Source organism: Microbacterium sp. STF-2 (assembly GCF_034650155.1).
In the GTDB taxonomy this organism is placed as follows: domain Bacteria; phylum Actinomycetota; class Actinomycetes; order Actinomycetales; family Microbacteriaceae; genus Microbacterium; species Microbacterium maritypicum_A.
This window is the reverse complement of the sequence record NZ_JARKMW010000001.1, coordinates 634,763-652,374: the sequence shown is the minus strand read 5'-3', so window position 1 is coordinate 652,374 and position 17,612 is coordinate 634,763. Positions and strand designations below refer to the sequence as shown.

Sequence of the window (17,612 nt, the reverse complement as noted above, 5' to 3'; positions counted from 1 at the left end):
AAAGGATGGGCCCCCGACGGTTTTTCGTCGGGGGCCCATTTATTTTGGCCTGTGTTGCTCGTTCCCGGGCTAGGGTCCCGGAAGGATCATTCGTTCGTCGTCGTCAATTTTCAGGGCACGCATTTTCCGGTACATGGTGGTGCGCCCGATACCCAGAATTTCCGCGGCACGGGACTTGTTGCCGTTGGCTTCCGCCAGGGCGGCGACGATGGTATCGCGCTCGGATTGCTCGTAGCGGCTGAGCGAGGAGAGGGTTGTCTGCCGCATGGGGGCTGGCAGGTCTTTTGTTTGGATCAGGCCGGTGCCGGCCGAACGTCGCAAGTGGGCAAGGAGCCGTGCCATCTCGGCGACGTTACCGGGCCAGCGCCAGGCCAGCAGGCATTGGAGGGCTGCGGGGGAGAACCGTGGCGCCGGCGCCCCGGGAAAGAGTTCGGCCGAAACCTCACGCACGATGTCCAGCAACTCACCGCGCAGTTCCACAAGGGAAGGCAGTCGTACCAGCCCTTGAAGGTCCTCGGCTTCGTGATTGGGGTTGAATGGGCCGCTGGTCCGTTCGGTAAGGATGACACGTGCCCCGGGGTGGACGCCGGGGCGGTGGGCCGCCGCAAACTCGGTGAGTCGGTCCACCAGATCGTGGCCGATGCCTGGTCCGGCGGTAACGAGGATTCCGCAGCCCTCGGCTAATGCCGCTTCCATGAGGGCCCAGGCCGTTGGGTCCTCGGTGAGCATTTCTGCGGTGAATGTCTTGGGCTCTCGCCCAGTGTGCTGGCGCAGCCATTTTGAGGACTGGTGATGCTTCCCGGTACCAGGGCCCCCGGTGACGCGGATCAGGCCATCGGCCGTGGCGGCAGCGGTGAGTTCGCGTTGGAGCACGCCGTAAGAAGTCGTCGTCCGGGCTTGGCGGGAGGATAGGCCGTCCAGCACTTCGCGGAGCGCGGGCGCAGACCTTTGCTCTGGGTGTTTGCCGACGGAAACCCCGCCCTCGGCGGGCGCACTGGCTGGCTCCGTAAATTCCAGCGCGAAGATCGCGTCCTGGCCAGCGCGGCCGAGACGGCGCACCATGGCTTCGGTTCCGAGCACCGGAAGTTCGAGTTGCAGCTTGTCCTGGTCCCAATGGTGCATGCGCAGCATCTCCCACAGGTAGGCGTGGGACTCGGCGTCAAAATGGGCGAGTGCGGGAAGGTCTGTCATCACGGTTTCTGAGTTCATGACCAGGACCGGATGCTTGGAGGACCGGAACTGGCGGTACGTTCGGGCCAGCTCGAGGTTCCGGGAATCGGCCATCAGCTCAAGCGCCTCGGCGATCTGATGACCGGCCTGCCGGGCCATGGAAACCATCAAGGGGCTTGAGGCGTCAACGTGGGAGGCGATGGACAGCGATCCCACGATCCGGCCCGTGATGGGGTGCTTGATGGGCGCTCCCGCGCAGGCCAGTCGGGCCAGGGCATCGTTAAAGTGTTCGTGGCCGCGGACGAAAACCACTCCGCGCCCCTCAATGGGGGTGCCGAGCCCGTTGGTGCCCAGAGCCTGTTCGGAAAAGACGAACCCCTCCGCGGCGTTGGCGTTGTCCAGTGTGCGCGTGTCCTGGGCATCGACAATGCGCCGGGAGACGATCCGGCCCTCCTCATCGGCGAGGAAAAGGGCCATCCGGGTGTCGGTGAGATTGTTTTGCCACTGGTCCAAAATTCTTCCGGCAGCGCGCAGGATTGCACTGTCCGGATCGACTTCGCCAAGGATGTGGGGGCCGGTTGCAGGGTTGACGTGGTTCGAGACGGATCGCCGCCAGCTTTGTTCGATTTCTTCAGCTACCAGCGACGCGGGGATGGAAGCCCTGACGAGGCCTTCCGTGATCAGCCGCTCGCGGGCGCTCCGGAGCGCGTCTTCGCGGCGTGATTTGTCCATCACTTACTCATTCTCAAGCAGTCAAAACGATGCGTCCAGCAATCCCGCCGGCGGTCAGGTCGTCCAGGGCCCGGGACACTTCGGCCGCAGACAGGGTCCTTTCGGACACCGGGATGGTGGGAAGTTCCCCTGCTTTGGCAATCCGGACCAGATCCTGCAGTTGTGAAAGTGTCCCGACAAAGCTGCCTTCGATGCGGATCATGCGCAGCGCCAGCATGGCAGTCGGAAGGGTGACTTCACCGCCGAAGAGTCCTACCTGGACCATTGTCCCCGCTTTGGCGAGGGCGTCGAACGCGGCCGTAGCGGTGGCACCGTTGTTGACGAAGTCGACGACGGCGCTGGCCGGCCCGCCTGCCGCGCGTTGAATGTCGGCTGCCCCGCTGCCGGCTCCGGAAAGGACCGTGCTGGTGGCGCCCATGTCCCGGGCCAGGGCCAGGTTCCGTTCCGCGACATCGACCGCGCAGATGTTCCGGTGGCCCCGGGCACGGAGGATCGCTATGGCGGTCAGGCCCAGCCCTCCTGCCCCGAAGATGACCACAGGCTCGTCCGGCTCAAGCGGAAGAACCTTGTCCACGGCACTGTGGGCGGTGAGGCCGGAACACGCCAAGGTCGCTGCCCAACTCGGGTCAAGGCCCTCAATGTCCACGAGGTACTTCTCGTCGGGCACGATGATGTACTCGGCGTAGCCGCCGTGGCGTGCGACCCCAAGGTTCTGTCCGGCGGCGCAGCGGTTATCGTGGCCTTCCCGGCATTGGCGGCATGTGCCGCAGCCGATCCACGGGTAGATCAGTCGCACGTCTCCGGCGCTGACGGATGCAACGTCAGCACCTACCTGTTCGACAACGCCGACTACTTCGTGGCCCAGTACCATCGGGTACTGGATGCCGCGGTCTTTCATGCTCATGTGTCCGCGGCTGCCCAGGTCGTAGCCGCCTTCGCGGAGGTGGGTGTCGGTGTGGCAGACGCCAGCCCGCATGACCTTCAGAAGTACCTGCCGCCCCTCGGGGCGTGGCGTCGAGAACTCCAGGTCATGGATGGTGGCATCGTCCGGGAGGACGGCGAATGCATGCATTGCGGAACACCTCTTCATTGTGGCAATCGGTATCCATCCATCATGACCAACTATTGCTGCAGCTTCCAATACCAATCCGGGACCCCTTTAGTGGGCGATCCGGTATCAATGCATCCGCTGGAGTGTTTCACATTGGAACACGTGTGGCATGGAACACAGACCTACCTTTGATTCAGAGGCCGCGGCACCCACCACAACAAAGGAGGGCCGCAGGCACCCACAAACCACGTCAAAGGAGACCTACCATGACCACCAACCTTGTTGAACAGTCCGGCACCGCTTCCGCCGAAGCCGGGAGCCAGGACGTACTGCGGAACCTCTACGCTGATTGGGCAGAGATCATGGCGACCACGCCGGACCTGACCATGCGCCTGTTCCGTTCCATTTTTGACGAGTGGCACCAGCCAACGGTCGAGCCCGAGGGCGTCATGTACCGTGAGGACACCGTTGGCGGGGTTCCGGGCATCTGGTGCCTGCCCGAGGGGGCGGACCAGAGCAAGGTGCTCCTGTACACCCATGGCGGTGGATTCGCCGTAGGTTCGGCCTCCAGCCACCGCAAACTGGCAGCCCACGTCGCCAAAGCACTTGGATCCGTCAGCTTCGTGCTGGATTACCGGCGCGCCCCCGAATTCCAGCACCCGGCACAGATCGAAGACGGCGTGGCCGCCTTCGATGCCCTCGTCGCCTCCGGCATCGCCCCTGAGGACATCACCACCATCGGTGATTCCGCCGGCGGCAACCTCGCCATCGCCATTGCCCTCGCGCTCAAGGAACAGGGCAAGCGCACCCCCGGCCGAGTCATCGCCTTCTCACCGTGGCTGGACATGGAAAACAAGGGCGAAACCCTCGTCACCAACAACGACACGGACGCCCTGATCACCCCCGAGCTGCTCGAAGGCATGATCGCCGGCGTCCTCGGCGGCACCATCGATCCCAGGACACCCCTGGCCAACCCGCTGCACGCCGACTTCAACGACTTCCCGCGTCTGTACATCACCGCCGGCAGCGTCGAGTCGCTCCTGGACAACGCCACGCGTCTGGAGCAACGCGCCAAAGCCGCCGGCGTGGACGTCACCTTGTCCATCGGCGAGGGCCAGCAGCATGTCTACCCGTTCCTGGCCGGGCGGTCCGCCCTCGTGGCACAGGAGTTCGACAAGCTCGCGGCCTGGTACCGGAAATAACCCGGCCACCTTACGAAGCCACACCATCCACTATTTCGTCCCCTGCATCAGAACGACAAAGGAGTTCGCCATGACTGCACAGAACACTTTCCAGACCGTTGACGCCGTCGTCATCGGCGCCGGCTTCGGCGGCATCTACGCCGTCCACAAGCTTCACAACGAGCAGGGTCTGACCGTTGTCGGCTTCGACAAGGCCGACGGTCCCGGCGGCACCTGGTACTGGAACCGCTACCCGGGCGCTCTCTCTGACACCGAGAGCCACGTCTACCGCTTCTCCTTCGATAAGGGCCTCCTGCAGGACGGCACCTGGAAGCACACCTACATCACCCAGCCCGAGATCCTCGAGTACCTTGAGGACGTCGTTGACCGCTTTGACCTGCGGCGCCACTTCCGCTTTGGTACCGAGGTCAAGTCCGCCACCTACCTCGAAGACGAGGGCCTGTGGGAAGTGACCACCGGCGGCGGCGCGGTGTACCGGGCTAAGTACGTCATCAACGCCGTGGGGCTGCTGTCAGCCATCAACTTCCCGAACCTGCCCGGGATCGACACCTTTGAGGGCGAGACCATCCACACCGCCGCCTGGCCGCAGGGCAAGTCCCTCGCCGGTCGCCGCGTGGGTGTGATCGGCACCGGTTCCACCGGCCAGCAGGTCATCACGGCGCTGGCACCGGAAGTTGAACACCTGACCGTCTTCGTCAGGACCCCGCAGTACTCCGTCCCGGTGGGCAAGCGCCCCGTGACCACCCAGCAGATTGACGAGATCAAGGCCGACTACGACAACATCTGGGCACAGGTCAAGCGTTCCGGCGTAGCCTTCGGCTTCGAGGAAAGCACCGTGCCGGCCATGAGCGTCACCGAAGAAGAACGCCGCCAGGTCTACGAGAAGGCCTGGGAATACGGCGGCGGCTTCCGCTTCATGTTCGAAACCTTCAGCGACATCGCCACCGACGAGGAGGCCAACGAGACTGCGGCATCCTTCATCCGGAACAAGATCGTCGAGACCATCAAGGATCCGGAGACGGCACGGAAACTGACGCCGACGGGCTTGTTCGCCCGTCGCCCGCTCTGCGACGACGGCTACTTCCAGGTGTTCAACCGGCCCAACGTCGAGGCTGTCGCTATCAAGGAAAACCCCATTCGGGAAGTCACGGCCAAGGGTGTGGTGACGGAGGACGGCGTGCTGCACGAGCTGGACGTCATCGTCTTCGCGACCGGTTTCGACGCCGTGGACGGCAATTACCGCCGCATGGAGATCAGCGGGCGCGACGGCGTGAACATCAACGACCACTGGGACGGGCAGCCCACCAGCTACCTGGGCGTTTCCACAGCGAAGTTCCCCAACTGGTTCATGGTGCTGGGACCCAACGGCCCGTTCACGAACCTGCCGCCGAGCATCGAGACGCAGGTCGAATGGATCAGCGACACGGTGGCCTACGCGGAGGAAAACGGAATCCGGGCGATCGAGCCGACCCCGGAGGCCGAAGCCGAGTGGACCGAGACGTGCACACAGATCGCGAACATGACGGTGTTCACCAAGGTCGATTCATGGATCTTCGGCGCGAACGTTCCGGGCAAGAAGCCCAGCGTGCTGTTCTATCTGGGCGGCCTGGGCAACTACCGCGGCGTCCTGGACGATGTCACCGCCAACGGATACCGCGGCTTTGAGCTGAAGTCGGAAGCCGCCGTCGCTGCCTGACCCGGCAGCCCTCACCGCTGCCGGCCGGCGCCATCGACCTGATGGTGCCGGCCGCCGGCCTTGATTATTACGTCATTCACCACAGAGGAGAACCACCCATGGGTGTGTACACCACGATCGACCCGGCCACCGGGGACGCAACCGCACAATACCCGGAGATCTCCGACGCCGAGCTGGACACTCTCATCAAAAACAGTGCCGCGGCCTACCGTTCCTGGCGCACCACAACCCTGGAACAGCGCCGTGCCGTCCTGACCCGCACCGCCGAGATCCACCGCGAGCAGGCAGAAGAACTGGCCAAGCTCCTCACCCTGGAAATGGGCAAACCAATCGCGCAGGCCAGGGGAGAGGTGGAACTGGTCGCGTCGATCTACCAGCACTACGCCGACAACCTGGAGGAGTACCTGGCCGATGAATCCCTCACCTTCAGGGGCTCCGGCACGGCTGTCGTCCGCACCGAACCGATAGGACCACTCGTCGGGGTCATGCCATGGAACTACCCTTACTACCAGGTCGCCCGGTTCGCCGCCCCGAACATCGCCTTGGGCAACACCATCATCCTCAAGCACGCCCGTAACTGCCCCCAGTCCGCCCTTGCCATCGAAAGAGTGCTCACTGAGGCCGGATTGCCGGCGGGTGTATACGCCAACGCGTTCATCTCTTCGGCCCAGGTCGCTGCCGCCGTCGCTGACCGGCGCGTGCAGGGAGTGTCCCTGACCGGATCCGAAAAGGCCGGAGCTGCCGTCGGCGAGGTCGCCGGCCGGAATCTGAAAAAGTGCGTCCTGGAACTGGGCGGGTCAGACCCGTTCATCGTCCTCGATGATGCCGACATCGACGCCGCAGCGGCCGCCGCCGTTATCGGCCGGCTCTCCAACGGCGGCCAGGCCTGCACGGCGTCGAAGCGGTTCATCGTCGCGGACAGCGTGTACGAGGAATTCCTTCAAAAGTTCCTCGACGCGATGGCCTCCTGGCAGACCGGGGATCCCACCGACTCCGGGACCAAGCTCGGACCACTGGCCTCGGCCGCGGGCGTCGAGGAACTGGACGAGCTTGTGCAGGACGCAGTCTCCCACGGCGCGAAACTCCTGCTCGGTGGGGAACGCCCCGACGGTCCCGGCGCCTATTACCCTGCCACGGTCCTTGCAGGCGTCACACCTGCAATGCGTGCCTTCACCGAGGAACTGTTCGGCCCCGTAGCCGTCGTCTACCGCGTCGGCTCCCTGCAGGAAGCGATCGATTTGGCCAACAACTCACCGTTCGGACTGTCCTCCAGCGTGTTCACATCTGATGCCAGGAACGCGGAGCGGCTGGCCGAGGAGCTTGAGGTCGGCATGGTCTGGATCAACAGCACCAGCAAGAGCTCGCCCGACCTGCCGTTCGGCGGCGTCAAGGGCTCGGGCTTCGGGCGGGAACTGGCCGGGTACGGCTTCAACGAATTCGCCAACAAGAAGCTGGTCCGGAATCCGGGAGCTCGCTGAGTTATGGAAGCGTCATGCTGCGGGCTTATCTGCCTGCAGCATGACGCACCCAGTTAAGCAGGGTGAGGTTCCTTTGCGAAAGCGGGGAAGAGGGCAGCGACAAGCCGTCTGCCAAACCCTTCATCCAGGGGAGAACCGCTGAGGAACAAGCGGTAGTAGATCGGGCCGAGCAAGAGGTCGGTGACCAGCTCGGGGTCAAGTCCCTCCCTCAGCTCTCCTCTTGCAATGCCCCGTTCGACGAGTGCCGTGACCTCCTGGACGCGTTGGCTCACCACCCTCTCCCGGTAGGTTCGGGCAAGCTCTGCATCGGCGGCAACTTCTGAAACCAGGCCCTGCATGATCCGCCCCAGGAGCGTGTTGGACATGAGGTCCACGGTCCGGTCGACCAGCCGCGTCAGTTCAGTCAGTGTGTCAAGAGCATACGGCTGCGTGCTAACGTCGCCGACCATGTCCAGCAGCACAGCAAGGGCCAGATCATTCCGTGACCGGTGGCGGCGGTAGATGGTGGTCTTCGCGACCCCGGACCGTTCAGCCACTCCTTCAATGGTCAGGCTGCCGAAGCCGGATTCCGCCAATAGCTCCCGGGCAGCGTCCATAACCGCCCGTTCCGTCCTGGCGCGCCGCTTCTGATGCCCCGACACTACGCCCCCAGCTGATGCCCCCTGGCCACCGCCTAAAGAATTCATTGGGATACCGCCCTTCCGTCGCCGCGCCATCAAGTGCTAATATTGCTACGCAACGTAGCGTTTTATTTCTATTGTAAGGCTACCACCCCCGGACCAGCCTAGAAGGGCAGCATCATGGCCACAGATCGATACCAGCGCGGGCTTGACCGCATGATGGAACTCGTCTCCACGGAACACTCCAACACGTTCGACCACGCCAAGCTGGTCGAGTCATACCAGGCTCTGGACTCGGAACTGGGGGACTACATCGTGTCCTTTGCCTTCGGTGACATCTACTCCCGCGACAGCCTGACCCAGCAGGAACAGACGATGGTGACCATTTCCACGCTGGCCGCACTGGGCACGGAGGTCCAGCTGAAGCTTCATATCAACGTTGGCTTCAACGTGGGCCTGACGAAGGAGAAGATCGTCGGCGCCCTGATCCAGTGCATCCCCTACATCGGTTTCCCCCGCGTCCTCAATGGCCTGACCCTCGTCAAAGACGTCATGGCAGAACGCGGCAGGACCTCCGAAGCCGGTACCGACTGAGGCCTGACCTCGGGCTCTCCTGCGTCCCGACGCCCCACTACTACGACGAAAAGATCACATCATGAGCAAGAAAATCGGTTTCGTAGGACTCGGAACCATGGGACTTCCCATGGCAGTCAACCTGAATAGGGCCGGCTTCGAGGTGATCGGGTACGACGCCTTCGAGGGATCCCGCCAGAAGGCTATTGCGGCGGGAATCACCATGGCCGAAACCTTGAAGGACGTCGCCGAACAGGCCGACGACGCGATCGTGTCCATGGTCCGTGACTACGCCCAGAACGTCGACGTCATCCTGGGCCAAGACGGGCTCCTGTCCGCCAATCCCAAAAACCTGACCATCATCGTCATGAGCACCCTGGACCCGGACACCATGAACGAACTGGGCCAGCAGGTCGAGGAACACGGCGAGGTCAGGCTCATCGCCGCCGCCGTCAGCGGGGGTTCGACCGGGGCCGAGGCCGGCACCCTGTCGATCATGGCATCCGGTGCCGAAGACGTGGTGACCGCCGCCTCGCCGTACTTCGACGCTGTCGGATCCAACACCTTCTACTACGGCAGCAAGCCCGGCAACAGCCAGGCAGCGAAGCTGGTCAACAACCTCGTCCTCGGCATCAACATGAACGCCGTCGCCGAAGGGCTCAAGTTTGGCGCGCAGTACAACCTGCCCGAAGCCGAACTGCTCAACCTCTTCAAGGTCAGCACTGGCGACAGCTGGGTTGCCCGGAACTGGGACGCAGTCTCGGAGTGGACCGCTGACACCGCCCTCGCAGTGCTGCTCAAGGACCTCAAGGCCGCACACCTGAAGGGCCTCGAGCACCACGTGGCCATGCCCTTCAACGCCCTGTCCTCCACCCAACTGTTCGACTCCATGGGACAGAACAACCTGCAGACCAAATAGCCGAACCTGGAGCGGACAGCACGGCGGAAGCGCGGTCCACCACGCAGTAGTGGTGGGCCGCGCTTGGGTGGAGTAACCGCAGAACCGCACCTGGCGTCCTTGAAGCCGGCCGACGGCAGGGTCATCGACAGGGGCTGCACGGCGGCTGGCGAAAGCGTGGCGTGGGGGCAGCCTGCTGATTCAGCTCCAGTCGAAGAAGCCCTTGCCGGTTTTCCGGCCGAGTTCGCCGCGGGCGACCTTTTCACGCAGTATCTGTGGGGGAGCGAACCGCTCACCGAGGGTTTCATGGAGGTATTCGGCGATGCCGAGGCGCACGTCCAGGCCAACGATGTCTGTGGTGCGCAGCGGCCCCGTGGGGTGTTTGTAGCCGAGGACCATGGCGTTATCGATGTCCTTAGCTGAGGCAACGCCTTCCTCGACCATGCGCATCGCTTCCAGGGCAATCGCTACACCGAGCCGGGATGACGCGAAGCCAGGGGCGTCGTTGACCACGACGGCGGTCTTGCCCAGCCCCTGGACCCAGCTCCGTGTCTGCTCGACGAGATCGGGCCGGGTCTGCTTGCCAATGACCACCTCAATGAGGGTGGAAGCCGGGACGGGGTTGAAGAAGTGCAGCCCCAGGAAGTCCTGCGGCCGTTCCAGCTCCTCCGCCAGGCCGGACACCGACAGCGAGGATGTGTTCGAGGCCAGCACCGCGCCAGGGGTGAGTTGTTCTTCGACCCTGCGGAGCGCTGCCACCTTCAGTGTCCAGTCCTCGGGTACGGCTTCCACGACCAGCTCGCGGTCACCGAAGTCCGCGTAGTCCACAGAAGTCTTCAGGCGGGAGACCATCTCATCGAGGTTGCCACTGTGGGGGTCACGCTCGATGGATTTCGCTGCTGAGGATGCGACCCGCTCACGGCCTGCTTGCGCGGAGGCTTCATCACGTTCGATGACCACCACGTCTGCCCCCTTGATGAGGAAGGCGTGGGCGATGCCCGCTCCCATGCGACCGCCGCCAAGGACGCCAACGCGCGCAGGGAGCTCGCCGGTTCGACCGGATGGCTCTGATGGATTATTCATTTACTTCTTCTTCCTGTCGAGGAACGCCTGCATGCGGTCGAACTTTGCCTGGGACTCGAAAAGCATGCCCTGGGCCAGGGTGTCGATGACGGGATGGACCTCCCGTGGGGCGTGGAACACGGCCTTGGTGAGGCGTACTGCCAGCGGATCCTGCACCGCAATGGCGTCCGCCAGGGCGTGCGCCGAGTCCATCAGTGTGCCCGGCTCCACGAGTTCGGTGATCAGCCCGACCGCGAGGCACTCCTGAGCCGTGAGGACTTTGCCGGCGAGCAGGATCTGCTTGGCTACCGGCTCCCCGACGAGCTCCTTCAACCGCCAGGTAGCACCGGCCGCGGCCAGGATGCCCAGGTTCGCCTCGGGGTTACCCATCCGCAGGGCAGGAGTGCCGATCCGGAAGTCGGCCGAGTACGCCAGTTCCGCGCCTCCGCCGAGCGCGTATCCGTCCAGCGCGGCGATGACCGGCATGGGCAGCTTGGCGATCCGGTCGAAGATCCCGGAATTGATTCCGGCCAGCGCGTCATCACGGCGCCGCTCACGCAGCTGTGCGATGTCAGCCCCGGATGCGAAGACGGCTTTGGTCCCCGTGTCAGGGTTGCCGGGCGTGCCCGAGAGGATCAGGATTTTCGGTGTGCGTTCCAGGTGCGCGCACACTGCGTGCAGCTCATCCACCATGGCCTGGTCGATGGCATTCTTCACCCCGGGGCGGTGCAGCCGAACCGCTAAACGGTCCCCGCGCTCCTCAAACAACAGCGTCTCGAAACGTGAGCCGTCCAGCCTTGTCCCGGCGTCGTTCACTACGGCTGTCATCAGATGCCTTCCAGGAGCAGGGCCGTGCCCTGTCCGACACCCACGCACATCGTGGCCAGGCCCAGCTTTCGGCCATCCGTGGCCTCGCGCTCGAGGCGCCCGAGCAGCGTGATGACCAGCCGGGACCCGGAGGAACCCAGCGGATGCCCGAGCGCGATGGCGCCGCCGTCGTTGTTCACCGTGTCGGGTTCGAGCTTCAGCTCGCGCATGCAGGCCAGGGCCTGCGAGGCGAAAGCCTCATTAAGTTCTACGGCAGCCAGATCGGCTACCGCGACGCCGGTCCGGTCCAGGACTTTGCGGGTGGCCGGGACCGGGCCCATGCCCATGATTTCCTGGGCGACACCCGCGGACGCGCCATCGAGGATGCGTGCCCGTGGAGTGAGGCCATACTTTTGCACGGCTGCCTCGGACGCGACGATGATCGCCGAGGCGCCGTCGTTGAGCGTCGATGCGTTCCCGGCGGTGACGACGCTGCCGCCCTTCACTACCGGGCGGAGGCCGGCGAGGACGTCCACTGAGGTTCCGGGGCGAGGACCTTCGTCGGTGTCCACGTTGGTTTCGGCGCCCTTGCGGCCCCTGACCGTGACTGGGACAATCTCGTCGGCGAAGCGCCCGGATTCGATGGCTGCGAGGGCGCGCTCGTGGGAGCGGACGGCGAACTCGTCGCAGTCAGCACGGGAGATGTTGTATTCCCGGGCCACTTCCTCTGCTGTTTCGGGCATCGAATAGGTTGCCTTGCCATCACGTGAGAGTTCCCCGGACAGGAAGGCAGGGTTGGGGAAGCGCCAGCCGATGGAGGTGTCAACGACGGCGCCGGGTTTGGCGAAGGCTTTGTCCGGTTTCTCCATGACCCACGGAGCGCGGGACATGGATTCGACACCACCGGCAACCACGATGTCCGCGGCACCGGCCTTGACCATGTGGGAGGCCATGATGATGGCGCTCAGCCCGGAGGCGCAGAGCCGGTTGACGGTAACACCGGGGACCGTGTCGGGGAAGCCGGCGAGCAGCCAGGCCATGCGGGCAACGTTCCGGTTTTCCTCGCCGGCGCCGTTGGCGTTGCCGAGGATCACCTCGTCCACGACGGCCGGGTCAAGGCCTGCGCGTTCGACGGCGGCCCGAACAGCGATGGCAGCCAGATCGTCCGGGCGGACGGAGCTCAGGGCGCCGCCGTAACGACCGACAGGGGTGCGTGCCCCGCCGATGAGGAATGCTTCAGTCATGGAAAAGCTCCTTCAGTGAATCTTGGTAAGGGTGAAGATGAGTCAAGGCAGGGCCATGTCCTCGGGTCAGCGGAAGGCTGAGATTCCCGTGATGTCGCGGCCTACCAGCAGTGCCTGGATGGAGTCCGTGCCCTCGTAGGTGGACACGACCTCCATGTCGGTCAGGTGGCGGGCGACATGGTTTTCGAGCAGGAGGCCGTTGCCGGCGAGCAATTCCCGTGCCTCGTTGCAGATCCACTTGCCTTTTTGCGCGGTGGCCATTTTGACCATGGACGCCATGGCGTTGGTCAGGGTGCCCTTCTCGGCCAGTTCAGCCATGCGGTTGACCATCAGTTGCATCGCGGTCAGCTCGCTGAGCATGTTGGCGAGCCGGTGCTGGACCAGCTGGTAGCTGGCGATCGGGTTGCCGAACTGGACCCGCTTGGCGGCATAGTCGGCCGCGATCTCGAAGCACGCCATTGCGTGGCCGACGGCCTCCCATGCAGCGCCGCCGCGGGTTGCCTGCAGGACGCGGGAGACATCGGCGAAGGACCTGCAGTTCTCCAGGCGGTTGGTCTCAGGGATCCGCATGCCCTCGATGACGATGTCGGCCTGCAGGATGGCGCGTTTGCCGATCTTGCCGGTGATGACGGTGGGGTTGTAGCCGGCCGGGTGGTTGCCGTCAGCGTCCTTTTCGACGACGAAGGCGTTGACCTTGCCGTCTTCGGTGTTGCGGGCGAAGAGGACCACGACGTCGGCCGCGTGGCCGTTGCCGATCCAGCGTTTGTGGCCGTCGATGATCCAGGTGCCTCCCTCTCGGCGGGCGCTCGTTTCCAGCGCCACCGTGTCGGACCCATGGTTGGGCTCGGTGAGGGCGAAGGCACCCGTTTTCTCCAGCCGGGCCATGGCAGGCAGCCAGCGCTGCCGCTGCTCCTCGTTGCCCAGCATGTACAGGGCGCCCATGCAGAGATTGGAGTGGACCCCCAGGAACGTGTTGATGCTTCCGTCAGCCCGCGCCATCTCGCGCGCGACCATTCCCGCGCCCTTGCGGCTCATCCCCGGGCATCCATATCCCTGAATGTAGGTCCCGATGATGCCGAGATCCGCGAGGCCGGGCAGCAGTTCGTCCGGGAACTCCGCACGTTCCCAGTAGTCGTTGATGATGGGAAGGACCCGCTCTTCGGCGAACTGGCGGACTTTGTCGCGGATGGCCAGCTCTTCTGGGCCCAACTCGTCGTCGAGGTTGAAGTAGTCGGAGTTTACGGTGCTGCGGGCAGTTGCAGTGGTTGTCATGAGAGGTCCTTTATGGTTCCGCGGACGGGGTGCTGGTTGCTTGTGGGGTGGCTGCTCGGGAGCGGGCTAAGCCTGCGGCGTCGACTGCAGCCACTGGAGAATGTCCCCCCGGTCTGCGTCGATGCCGGGCGGCACCAGGTCATAGCTGGCGGGTGTCGCTGAGAAGGTGATCGGGTTACGGACGCCGGGGATGGTTTCTTCACCGGTTCCCACGTTCACTACCGGTTCCAGTCCCAGGCGCTGGGCAAAATCAATCCCACCGCGGACATCGTTGATCGGAGCACATGGAAGCCGTGCCTCGGTGAAGATGTCGAACCACTCCGATGCGGTCCTGACGGCCAGCAGTTCCTGCAGGATGGGGCGCAGCGCCGACCGGTTGAGGCTGCGGTCCGGGGGTGTGGAGAACCGGGGATCGTCGGCGAGCTCGGGGGCGGCAATGACGTTGCAGAGCGTCCGGAACTGCCGGTCGTTGCCGATAGCCAGGACGATTTCCCCGTCCGCGGTGGGGAGCGGTTCATAGGGGTAGATGCTAGGGTGCTCGTTACCCATGCGGGTGGGCACGTTTCCGCTGAGCAGGTATCCGCCTGTCTGGTTAACCATGCCGGACAGGGCCGAGGACATAAGGTTCACCTCGATGCGTTGTCCGCGGCCGCTCTGGCTCCTTTCATGCAGCGCTGACAGGACGCCAATGGCGGCATGGAGTCCTGTGATGACATCAAAGACCGCAACACCGGAACGGTACGCGGGGAACTCCGGGTCCCCGGTGAGGCTCATGAGCCCGGACATGGCCTGGACGAGCAGGTCGTAACCCGGCAGGGCCGCTCCGCCAGCGGAGCCGAACCCGGTGATGGACGCGTAGACCACAGCGGGGTTGCGTTCGGTGATGGACGCGTAGTCCAGGCCGAAACGGTCCAGCCCGCCAGGTTTGAAGTTCTCGATGACGACGTCGGCGCCCGCAGCAATGTTCCGTGCCGTGTCTATGTCATCCGGATCGCCGAAGTCCAGTGCGATGGATCTCTTGTTCCTGTTGATTGAGAGGTAGTACGTGGATTGGCCATCGAAGACCGGGGGCTTCCAGGCCCGTGTTTCATCGCCGGACCGGCTTTCCACTTTGATGACCGTGGCACCCATGTCCGCCAGGAGCATGGTGCAGTACGGTCCGGCGAGGACCCGACTGAAGTCGGCAATGACGATTCCCGCCAAAGGACCGCTGGCGTTGCGACCGAAGGCGTCCCGGCGTGCGTGATCGGGCTGGCGGTCGTGAGCAGCAGCCCCTGGAGCCAGGGGAGCGGCGTTGCTCTGCAGTGTCATGGGTCCTCTTCCATAGGCGGTTCTTTTTCACTATCCCACCGGGCATTACAGCGCGTCCAATACTTATTGGGAGCCCGATTATTGATGCTCCTGCAATAATGGCGGGATGGAGATTCAACAAATACGGGTGTTCCTCGCCGTGGCGGAGGAATTGCATTTCGGCCGGGCTGCAGCCCGGCTCCATATGGCTCAACCACCTGTGAGCCGGATCGTGCGGCAGCTGGAGCGGGATCTCGGGGTCGACCTCTTCATCCGGAGCACACGCAGCGTCCAGCTAACGGCGGCCGGAGTGGCCCTGATGGCATCAGCCCGGGAGATCCTGGCTGCAGCGGAGCGTGCAAGGGCCGGCGCACTTGCCGCTGGCCGCGGCGAGGCGGGAATGGTCAAGCTCGCCTACGCCGGCGCATCAACCCATGTTCTCGTGGGAGTACTGGCACGGGAAGTCCGAAAGGCCCACCCAGGCATAGAAGTTCGCCTCAACAGCCAGGACTTCGCACTCCCAGCCCTCGCCCGGGTCCTCCGCGGTGAAGTTGATATCAGTCTCGGCCGTTGGGACTTTGTGCCCGCGGGCATCAAGTCCCGCATCGTCGTGGAGGAACATCTCGTGATGGCCGTCCCTGCATCACACCGCCTGGCCTCGCAAGGCGAAGTTCGTTTCGCAGAACTAGCTGGCGAACCGTTCGTCGCACTGCCCCCGCATGAAGGTTCTGTCCTGACCGACCGCCTGCGCCGGTTGAGCCTGGGAGCCGGATTCGATCCCGACATAGTGCAAAGTGCACCCGATTCGTGGACCGCAATGGCCCTGGTGGGAGCCGAAGTAGGATGCTCCCTAACGGTTTCCTCCGTCGCGGAAAACGTAACCGACCCGCATGTACGGTTCTTGCGGGTGCTCGACGAGACCCTGCCGGTCTACCTCAGGATGGCGTGGCGCGGGGATTCGGACAACCCGGCGCTCCCACCGGTCCTCACGCTTGCGGAACAGGTTTGGGTCGGTCGTCCCGACAGCCTCGCCGGTGTCGAGTCATAGCCCACCAATCGGTGGACGCTGCTACGACCGCCAGAACTGGTCTCAAAGACATAAAACCAAACCATCTTCACCGCAGAAGTAAGGTCACACCATGGAATCCTCCGATATAACCTTCCGCACTCGAAAATGGGTGCGCCCAGAAGACCTAAACGCCAACGGCACCCTGTTCGGTGGCAGCCTCCTCAAATGGATCGACGAGGAAGCAGCGATCTATGCCATCCTCCAACTGGGCAACGGCAGGGCGGTGACAAAGTACATTTCGGAAATCAACTTCGTCAGCTCCGCAGTCCAAGGGGACCTCATTGAGATGGGTCTGACAGCAACTAAATTTGGCCGAACCTCACTGACCATGCGAGCGGAAGTCCGGAACATGATCACTCGACGAAGCATCCTCACCATCGAGGAGATCGTGTTCGTGAACCTGAACATCGCGGGTAAGCCAGAGCCGCACGGCTACAAAGAAATCACCTACGACAGAGACAGGATACCCACGCACCACCTTACGGAAACGCCACACGGCTAGGAACGGTAACTGTCTCGACCGGTTGGTGCGCGTTGCAGAGGTCTTGGGCCCCCTGAACGTCTGTTCCACTAGATACCTGCACCGGCCGGAGCGAGTGCTCTGAAGGTATAGAGCTGCTTGCTTCCCGCTATCTGCGCCGGCCGCCCCGGTGACCTCTGCCTTCCCGCCACCCTGGCAGGCGCCTGTCCAGCTGCTCCGCCTTGGCCTGGTCGATTCTGCCAGCGCGGTAGTCGATGCGCTGGGCGTGCAGCCACACGCCCAGCGTGCGTTCGTGGGCATCGTCCGTCTTCTGGTGCCGCGGCCACTCACCGCCGGCAGCCCTGATTCTCTGGAGCTCCTCCAACCGATGCTGCCAACGCGCCTCATCCTCGGCCTTGCGGGTTGAAGGCTTGTCCCAGCCGGCGATCACCGCCAGGGCGTCCCTGTAGGTGGGGGAGAGGGTCTTCTCGGCGGACTGCCGGCGGCGGTTTGCCAGCCATGCTGCCAGCGCCCGCTCGCGCGAGGTCTTCCCGTGGCTGACCGGCAACCGGTCATGAGCCTCATGGAAGGCGAGGACATCAGCCAAGTTCCTCAGGCCCGCCTCGGATGTTCTCGGAGCTGCAGGGGCCAGCGCCGCTTTGTGCTCTTCCCGTATGCCCGGCTCTGCCTTTGCAGCAATCTGGAGGTGATACCGAACGGTCGTTTCCGCGGCGCCAGCCAAGGCGGCAATCCTGGACGTCGGGATACCCTGCCGGTACATCTGCACCCATTCGAGGTCAGGTGCGGTGCGCCTTAAGCCAATCATTGCCGTCCGGAATCGCCCTTAGGTGTTCCAAGTATCCCGAGTATTCCCTTCACGACTTCCCCCTGTGTTGAATTTGACGGGTCGCCCCGGCCAGAGAGCCTGCACAGGTGACTTCCGTTCTAAGCCTAGGGGAAAGCAACGCGACCCTAGCGAAACGTCGCG

The 17,612-nt window shown here is 63.9% G+C and carries 16 protein-coding genes; 7 read left to right on the top strand and 9 right to left on the bottom strand.

The window, feature by feature from the left end; translation table 11 throughout:
• Window positions 1–69: 69 nt before the first annotated feature.
• Window positions 70–1,902, bottom strand: coding sequence for a sigma-54-dependent Fis family transcriptional regulator (locus MicroSTF_RS03150; protein ID WP_192477086.1), 1,833 nt, complete (start codon window positions 1,900–1,902; stop codon window positions 70–72).
• 13 nt (window positions 1,903–1,915) lie between these two features.
• Window positions 1,916–2,974: an alcohol dehydrogenase gene (locus MicroSTF_RS03145; protein WP_192477088.1), complete on the bottom strand. Its 1,059-nt coding sequence runs from the start codon at window positions 2,972–2,974 to the stop codon at window positions 1,916–1,918.
• Between the two features lie 245 nt (window positions 2,975–3,219).
• On the opposite strand from MicroSTF_RS03145, the gene MicroSTF_RS03140 reads away from it, so the two are divergent.
• The 3 genes from MicroSTF_RS03140 (at window position 3,220) to MicroSTF_RS03130 (ending at window position 7,329) form a co-directional block, all read left to right on the top strand.
• Window positions 3,220–4,155: an alpha/beta hydrolase gene (locus tag MicroSTF_RS03140; RefSeq protein WP_192477090.1), complete on the top strand. Its 936-nt coding sequence runs from the start codon at window positions 3,220–3,222 to the stop codon at window positions 4,153–4,155.
• A gap of 70 nt (window positions 4,156–4,225) precedes the next feature.
• Window positions 4,226–5,851 (top strand): flavin-containing monooxygenase, encoded by a 1,626-nt coding sequence (locus MicroSTF_RS03135; protein WP_192477092.1) that lies wholly within the window; start codon window positions 4,226–4,228, stop codon window positions 5,849–5,851.
• A gap of 98 nt (window positions 5,852–5,949) precedes the next feature.
• Window positions 5,950–7,329, top strand: coding sequence for an NAD-dependent succinate-semialdehyde dehydrogenase (locus tag MicroSTF_RS03130; RefSeq protein WP_192477095.1), 1,380 nt, complete (start codon window positions 5,950–5,952; stop codon window positions 7,327–7,329).
• A gap of 53 nt (window positions 7,330–7,382) precedes the next feature.
• Here MicroSTF_RS03130 and MicroSTF_RS03125 read toward each other — a convergent pair whose 3' ends face one another.
• Window positions 7,383–7,925, bottom strand: a complete 543-nt coding sequence (locus tag MicroSTF_RS03125) for a TetR/AcrR family transcriptional regulator (protein ID WP_225668760.1) — start codon at window positions 7,923–7,925, stop codon at window positions 7,383–7,385.
• A gap of 204 nt (window positions 7,926–8,129) precedes the next feature.
• Between MicroSTF_RS03125 and MicroSTF_RS03120 the strand changes: the two genes are divergently transcribed.
• Both MicroSTF_RS03120 and MicroSTF_RS03115 read left to right on the top strand, forming a co-directional pair.
• Window positions 8,130–8,543, top strand: a complete 414-nt coding sequence (locus tag MicroSTF_RS03120) for a carboxymuconolactone decarboxylase family protein (protein WP_192477099.1) — start codon at window positions 8,130–8,132, stop codon at window positions 8,541–8,543.
• A gap of 61 nt (window positions 8,544–8,604) precedes the next feature.
• Entirely contained in the window at window positions 8,605–9,441 is an 837-nt protein-coding gene (locus MicroSTF_RS03115; RefSeq protein ID WP_237428431.1) for an NAD(P)-dependent oxidoreductase, read from the top strand.
• Window positions 9,442–9,621: 180 nt separating this feature from the next.
• On the opposite strand, the gene MicroSTF_RS03110 is transcribed toward MicroSTF_RS03115, so the two are convergent.
• From MicroSTF_RS03110 to MicroSTF_RS03090, 5 genes are all read right to left on the bottom strand, one after another.
• Window positions 9,622–10,503 carry a 3-hydroxyacyl-CoA dehydrogenase family protein gene (locus MicroSTF_RS03110; RefSeq protein WP_192477103.1) on the bottom strand — a complete coding sequence of 294 codons (882 nt, stop codon included), beginning with the start codon at window positions 10,501–10,503 and terminating at the stop codon, window positions 9,622–9,624.
• The gene (locus MicroSTF_RS03105) at window positions 10,504–11,310 is read right to left on the bottom strand and encodes an enoyl-CoA hydratase/isomerase family protein (RefSeq protein ID WP_192477105.1); all 807 of its coding nucleotides are present in this window, start codon (window positions 11,308–11,310) and stop codon (window positions 10,504–10,506) included. It lies immediately after the preceding gene.
• On the bottom strand, window positions 11,310–12,533 hold the full coding sequence (locus MicroSTF_RS03100; RefSeq protein WP_192477107.1) for a thiolase family protein: 1,224 nt from the start codon (window positions 12,531–12,533) through the stop codon (window positions 11,310–11,312). Before MicroSTF_RS03100 ends, MicroSTF_RS03105 begins: the two co-directional genes overlap by 1 nt.
• Before the next feature lie 66 nt (window positions 12,534–12,599).
• Window positions 12,600–13,805 carry an acyl-CoA dehydrogenase family protein gene (locus tag MicroSTF_RS03095; RefSeq protein WP_192477108.1) on the bottom strand — a complete coding sequence of 402 codons (1,206 nt, stop codon included), beginning with the start codon at window positions 13,803–13,805 and terminating at the stop codon, window positions 12,600–12,602.
• A gap of 66 nt (window positions 13,806–13,871) precedes the next feature.
• A complete protein-coding gene (locus tag MicroSTF_RS03090; RefSeq protein ID WP_192477110.1) occupies window positions 13,872–15,116 on the bottom strand; it encodes a CaiB/BaiF CoA transferase family protein in 1,245 nt (414 codons plus the stop codon).
• Between the two features lie 106 nt (window positions 15,117–15,222).
• Between MicroSTF_RS03090 and MicroSTF_RS03085 the strand changes: the two genes are divergently transcribed.
• Together MicroSTF_RS03085 and MicroSTF_RS03080 are read left to right on the top strand one after the other, a co-directional pair.
• Window positions 15,223–16,143, top strand: a complete 921-nt coding sequence (locus tag MicroSTF_RS03085; protein WP_192477111.1) for a LysR substrate-binding domain-containing protein — start codon at window positions 15,223–15,225, stop codon at window positions 16,141–16,143.
• A 91-nt stretch (window positions 16,144–16,234) separates the two neighbouring features.
• Window positions 16,235–16,666 carry an acyl-CoA thioesterase gene (locus tag MicroSTF_RS03080; protein WP_192477112.1) on the top strand — a complete coding sequence of 144 codons (432 nt, stop codon included), beginning with the start codon at window positions 16,235–16,237 and terminating at the stop codon, window positions 16,664–16,666.
• 127 nt (window positions 16,667–16,793) lie between these two features.
• Here the strand turns inward: MicroSTF_RS03080 and MicroSTF_RS03075 are convergent, their stop codons facing one another.
• Entirely contained in the window at window positions 16,794–17,231 is a 438-nt protein-coding gene (locus MicroSTF_RS03075; protein ID WP_237428430.1) for a helicase associated domain-containing protein, read from the bottom strand.
• Window positions 17,232–17,612: the final 381 nt, after the last annotated feature.

Excerpts from the sequence above, each read along its gene's own strand:
- MicroSTF_RS03150 (WP_192477086.1), bottom strand. The coding sequence starts at position 1,902 with ATGGACAAATCACGCCGCGAAGACGCGCTCCGGAGCGCCCGCGAGCGG.
- MicroSTF_RS03145 (WP_192477088.1), bottom strand. The coding sequence starts at position 2,974 with ATGCATGCATTCGCCGTCCTCCCGGACGATGCCACCATCCATGACCTG.
- MicroSTF_RS03140 (WP_192477090.1), top strand. The coding sequence starts at position 3,220 with ATGACCACCAACCTTGTTGAACAGTCCGGCACCGCTTCCGCCGAAGCC.
- MicroSTF_RS03135 (WP_192477092.1), top strand. The coding sequence starts at position 4,226 with ATGACTGCACAGAACACTTTCCAGACCGTTGACGCCGTCGTCATCGGC.
- MicroSTF_RS03130 (WP_192477095.1), top strand. The coding sequence starts at position 5,950 with ATGGGTGTGTACACCACGATCGACCCGGCCACCGGGGACGCAACCGCA.
- MicroSTF_RS03125 (WP_225668760.1), bottom strand. The coding sequence starts at position 7,925 with ATGGACGCTGCCCGGGAGCTATTGGCGGAATCCGGCTTCGGCAGCCTG.
- MicroSTF_RS03120 (WP_192477099.1), top strand. The coding sequence starts at position 8,130 with ATGGCCACAGATCGATACCAGCGCGGGCTTGACCGCATGATGGAACTC.
- MicroSTF_RS03115 (WP_237428431.1), top strand. The coding sequence starts at position 8,605 with ATGAGCAAGAAAATCGGTTTCGTAGGACTCGGAACCATGGGACTTCCC.
- MicroSTF_RS03110 (WP_192477103.1), bottom strand. The coding sequence starts at position 10,503 with ATGAATAATCCATCAGAGCCATCCGGTCGAACCGGCGAGCTCCCTGCG.
- MicroSTF_RS03105 (WP_192477105.1), bottom strand. The coding sequence starts at position 11,310 with ATGACAGCCGTAGTGAACGACGCCGGGACAAGGCTGGACGGCTCACGT.
- MicroSTF_RS03100 (WP_192477107.1), bottom strand. The coding sequence starts at position 12,533 with ATGACTGAAGCATTCCTCATCGGCGGGGCACGCACCCCTGTCGGTCGT.
- MicroSTF_RS03095 (WP_192477108.1), bottom strand. The coding sequence starts at position 13,805 with ATGACAACCACTGCAACTGCCCGCAGCACCGTAAACTCCGACTACTTC.
- MicroSTF_RS03090 (WP_192477110.1), bottom strand. The coding sequence starts at position 15,116 with ATGACACTGCAGAGCAACGCCGCTCCCCTGGCTCCAGGGGCTGCTGCT.
- MicroSTF_RS03085 (WP_192477111.1), top strand. The coding sequence starts at position 15,223 with ATGGAGATTCAACAAATACGGGTGTTCCTCGCCGTGGCGGAGGAATTG.
- MicroSTF_RS03080 (WP_192477112.1), top strand. The coding sequence starts at position 16,235 with ATGGAATCCTCCGATATAACCTTCCGCACTCGAAAATGGGTGCGCCCA.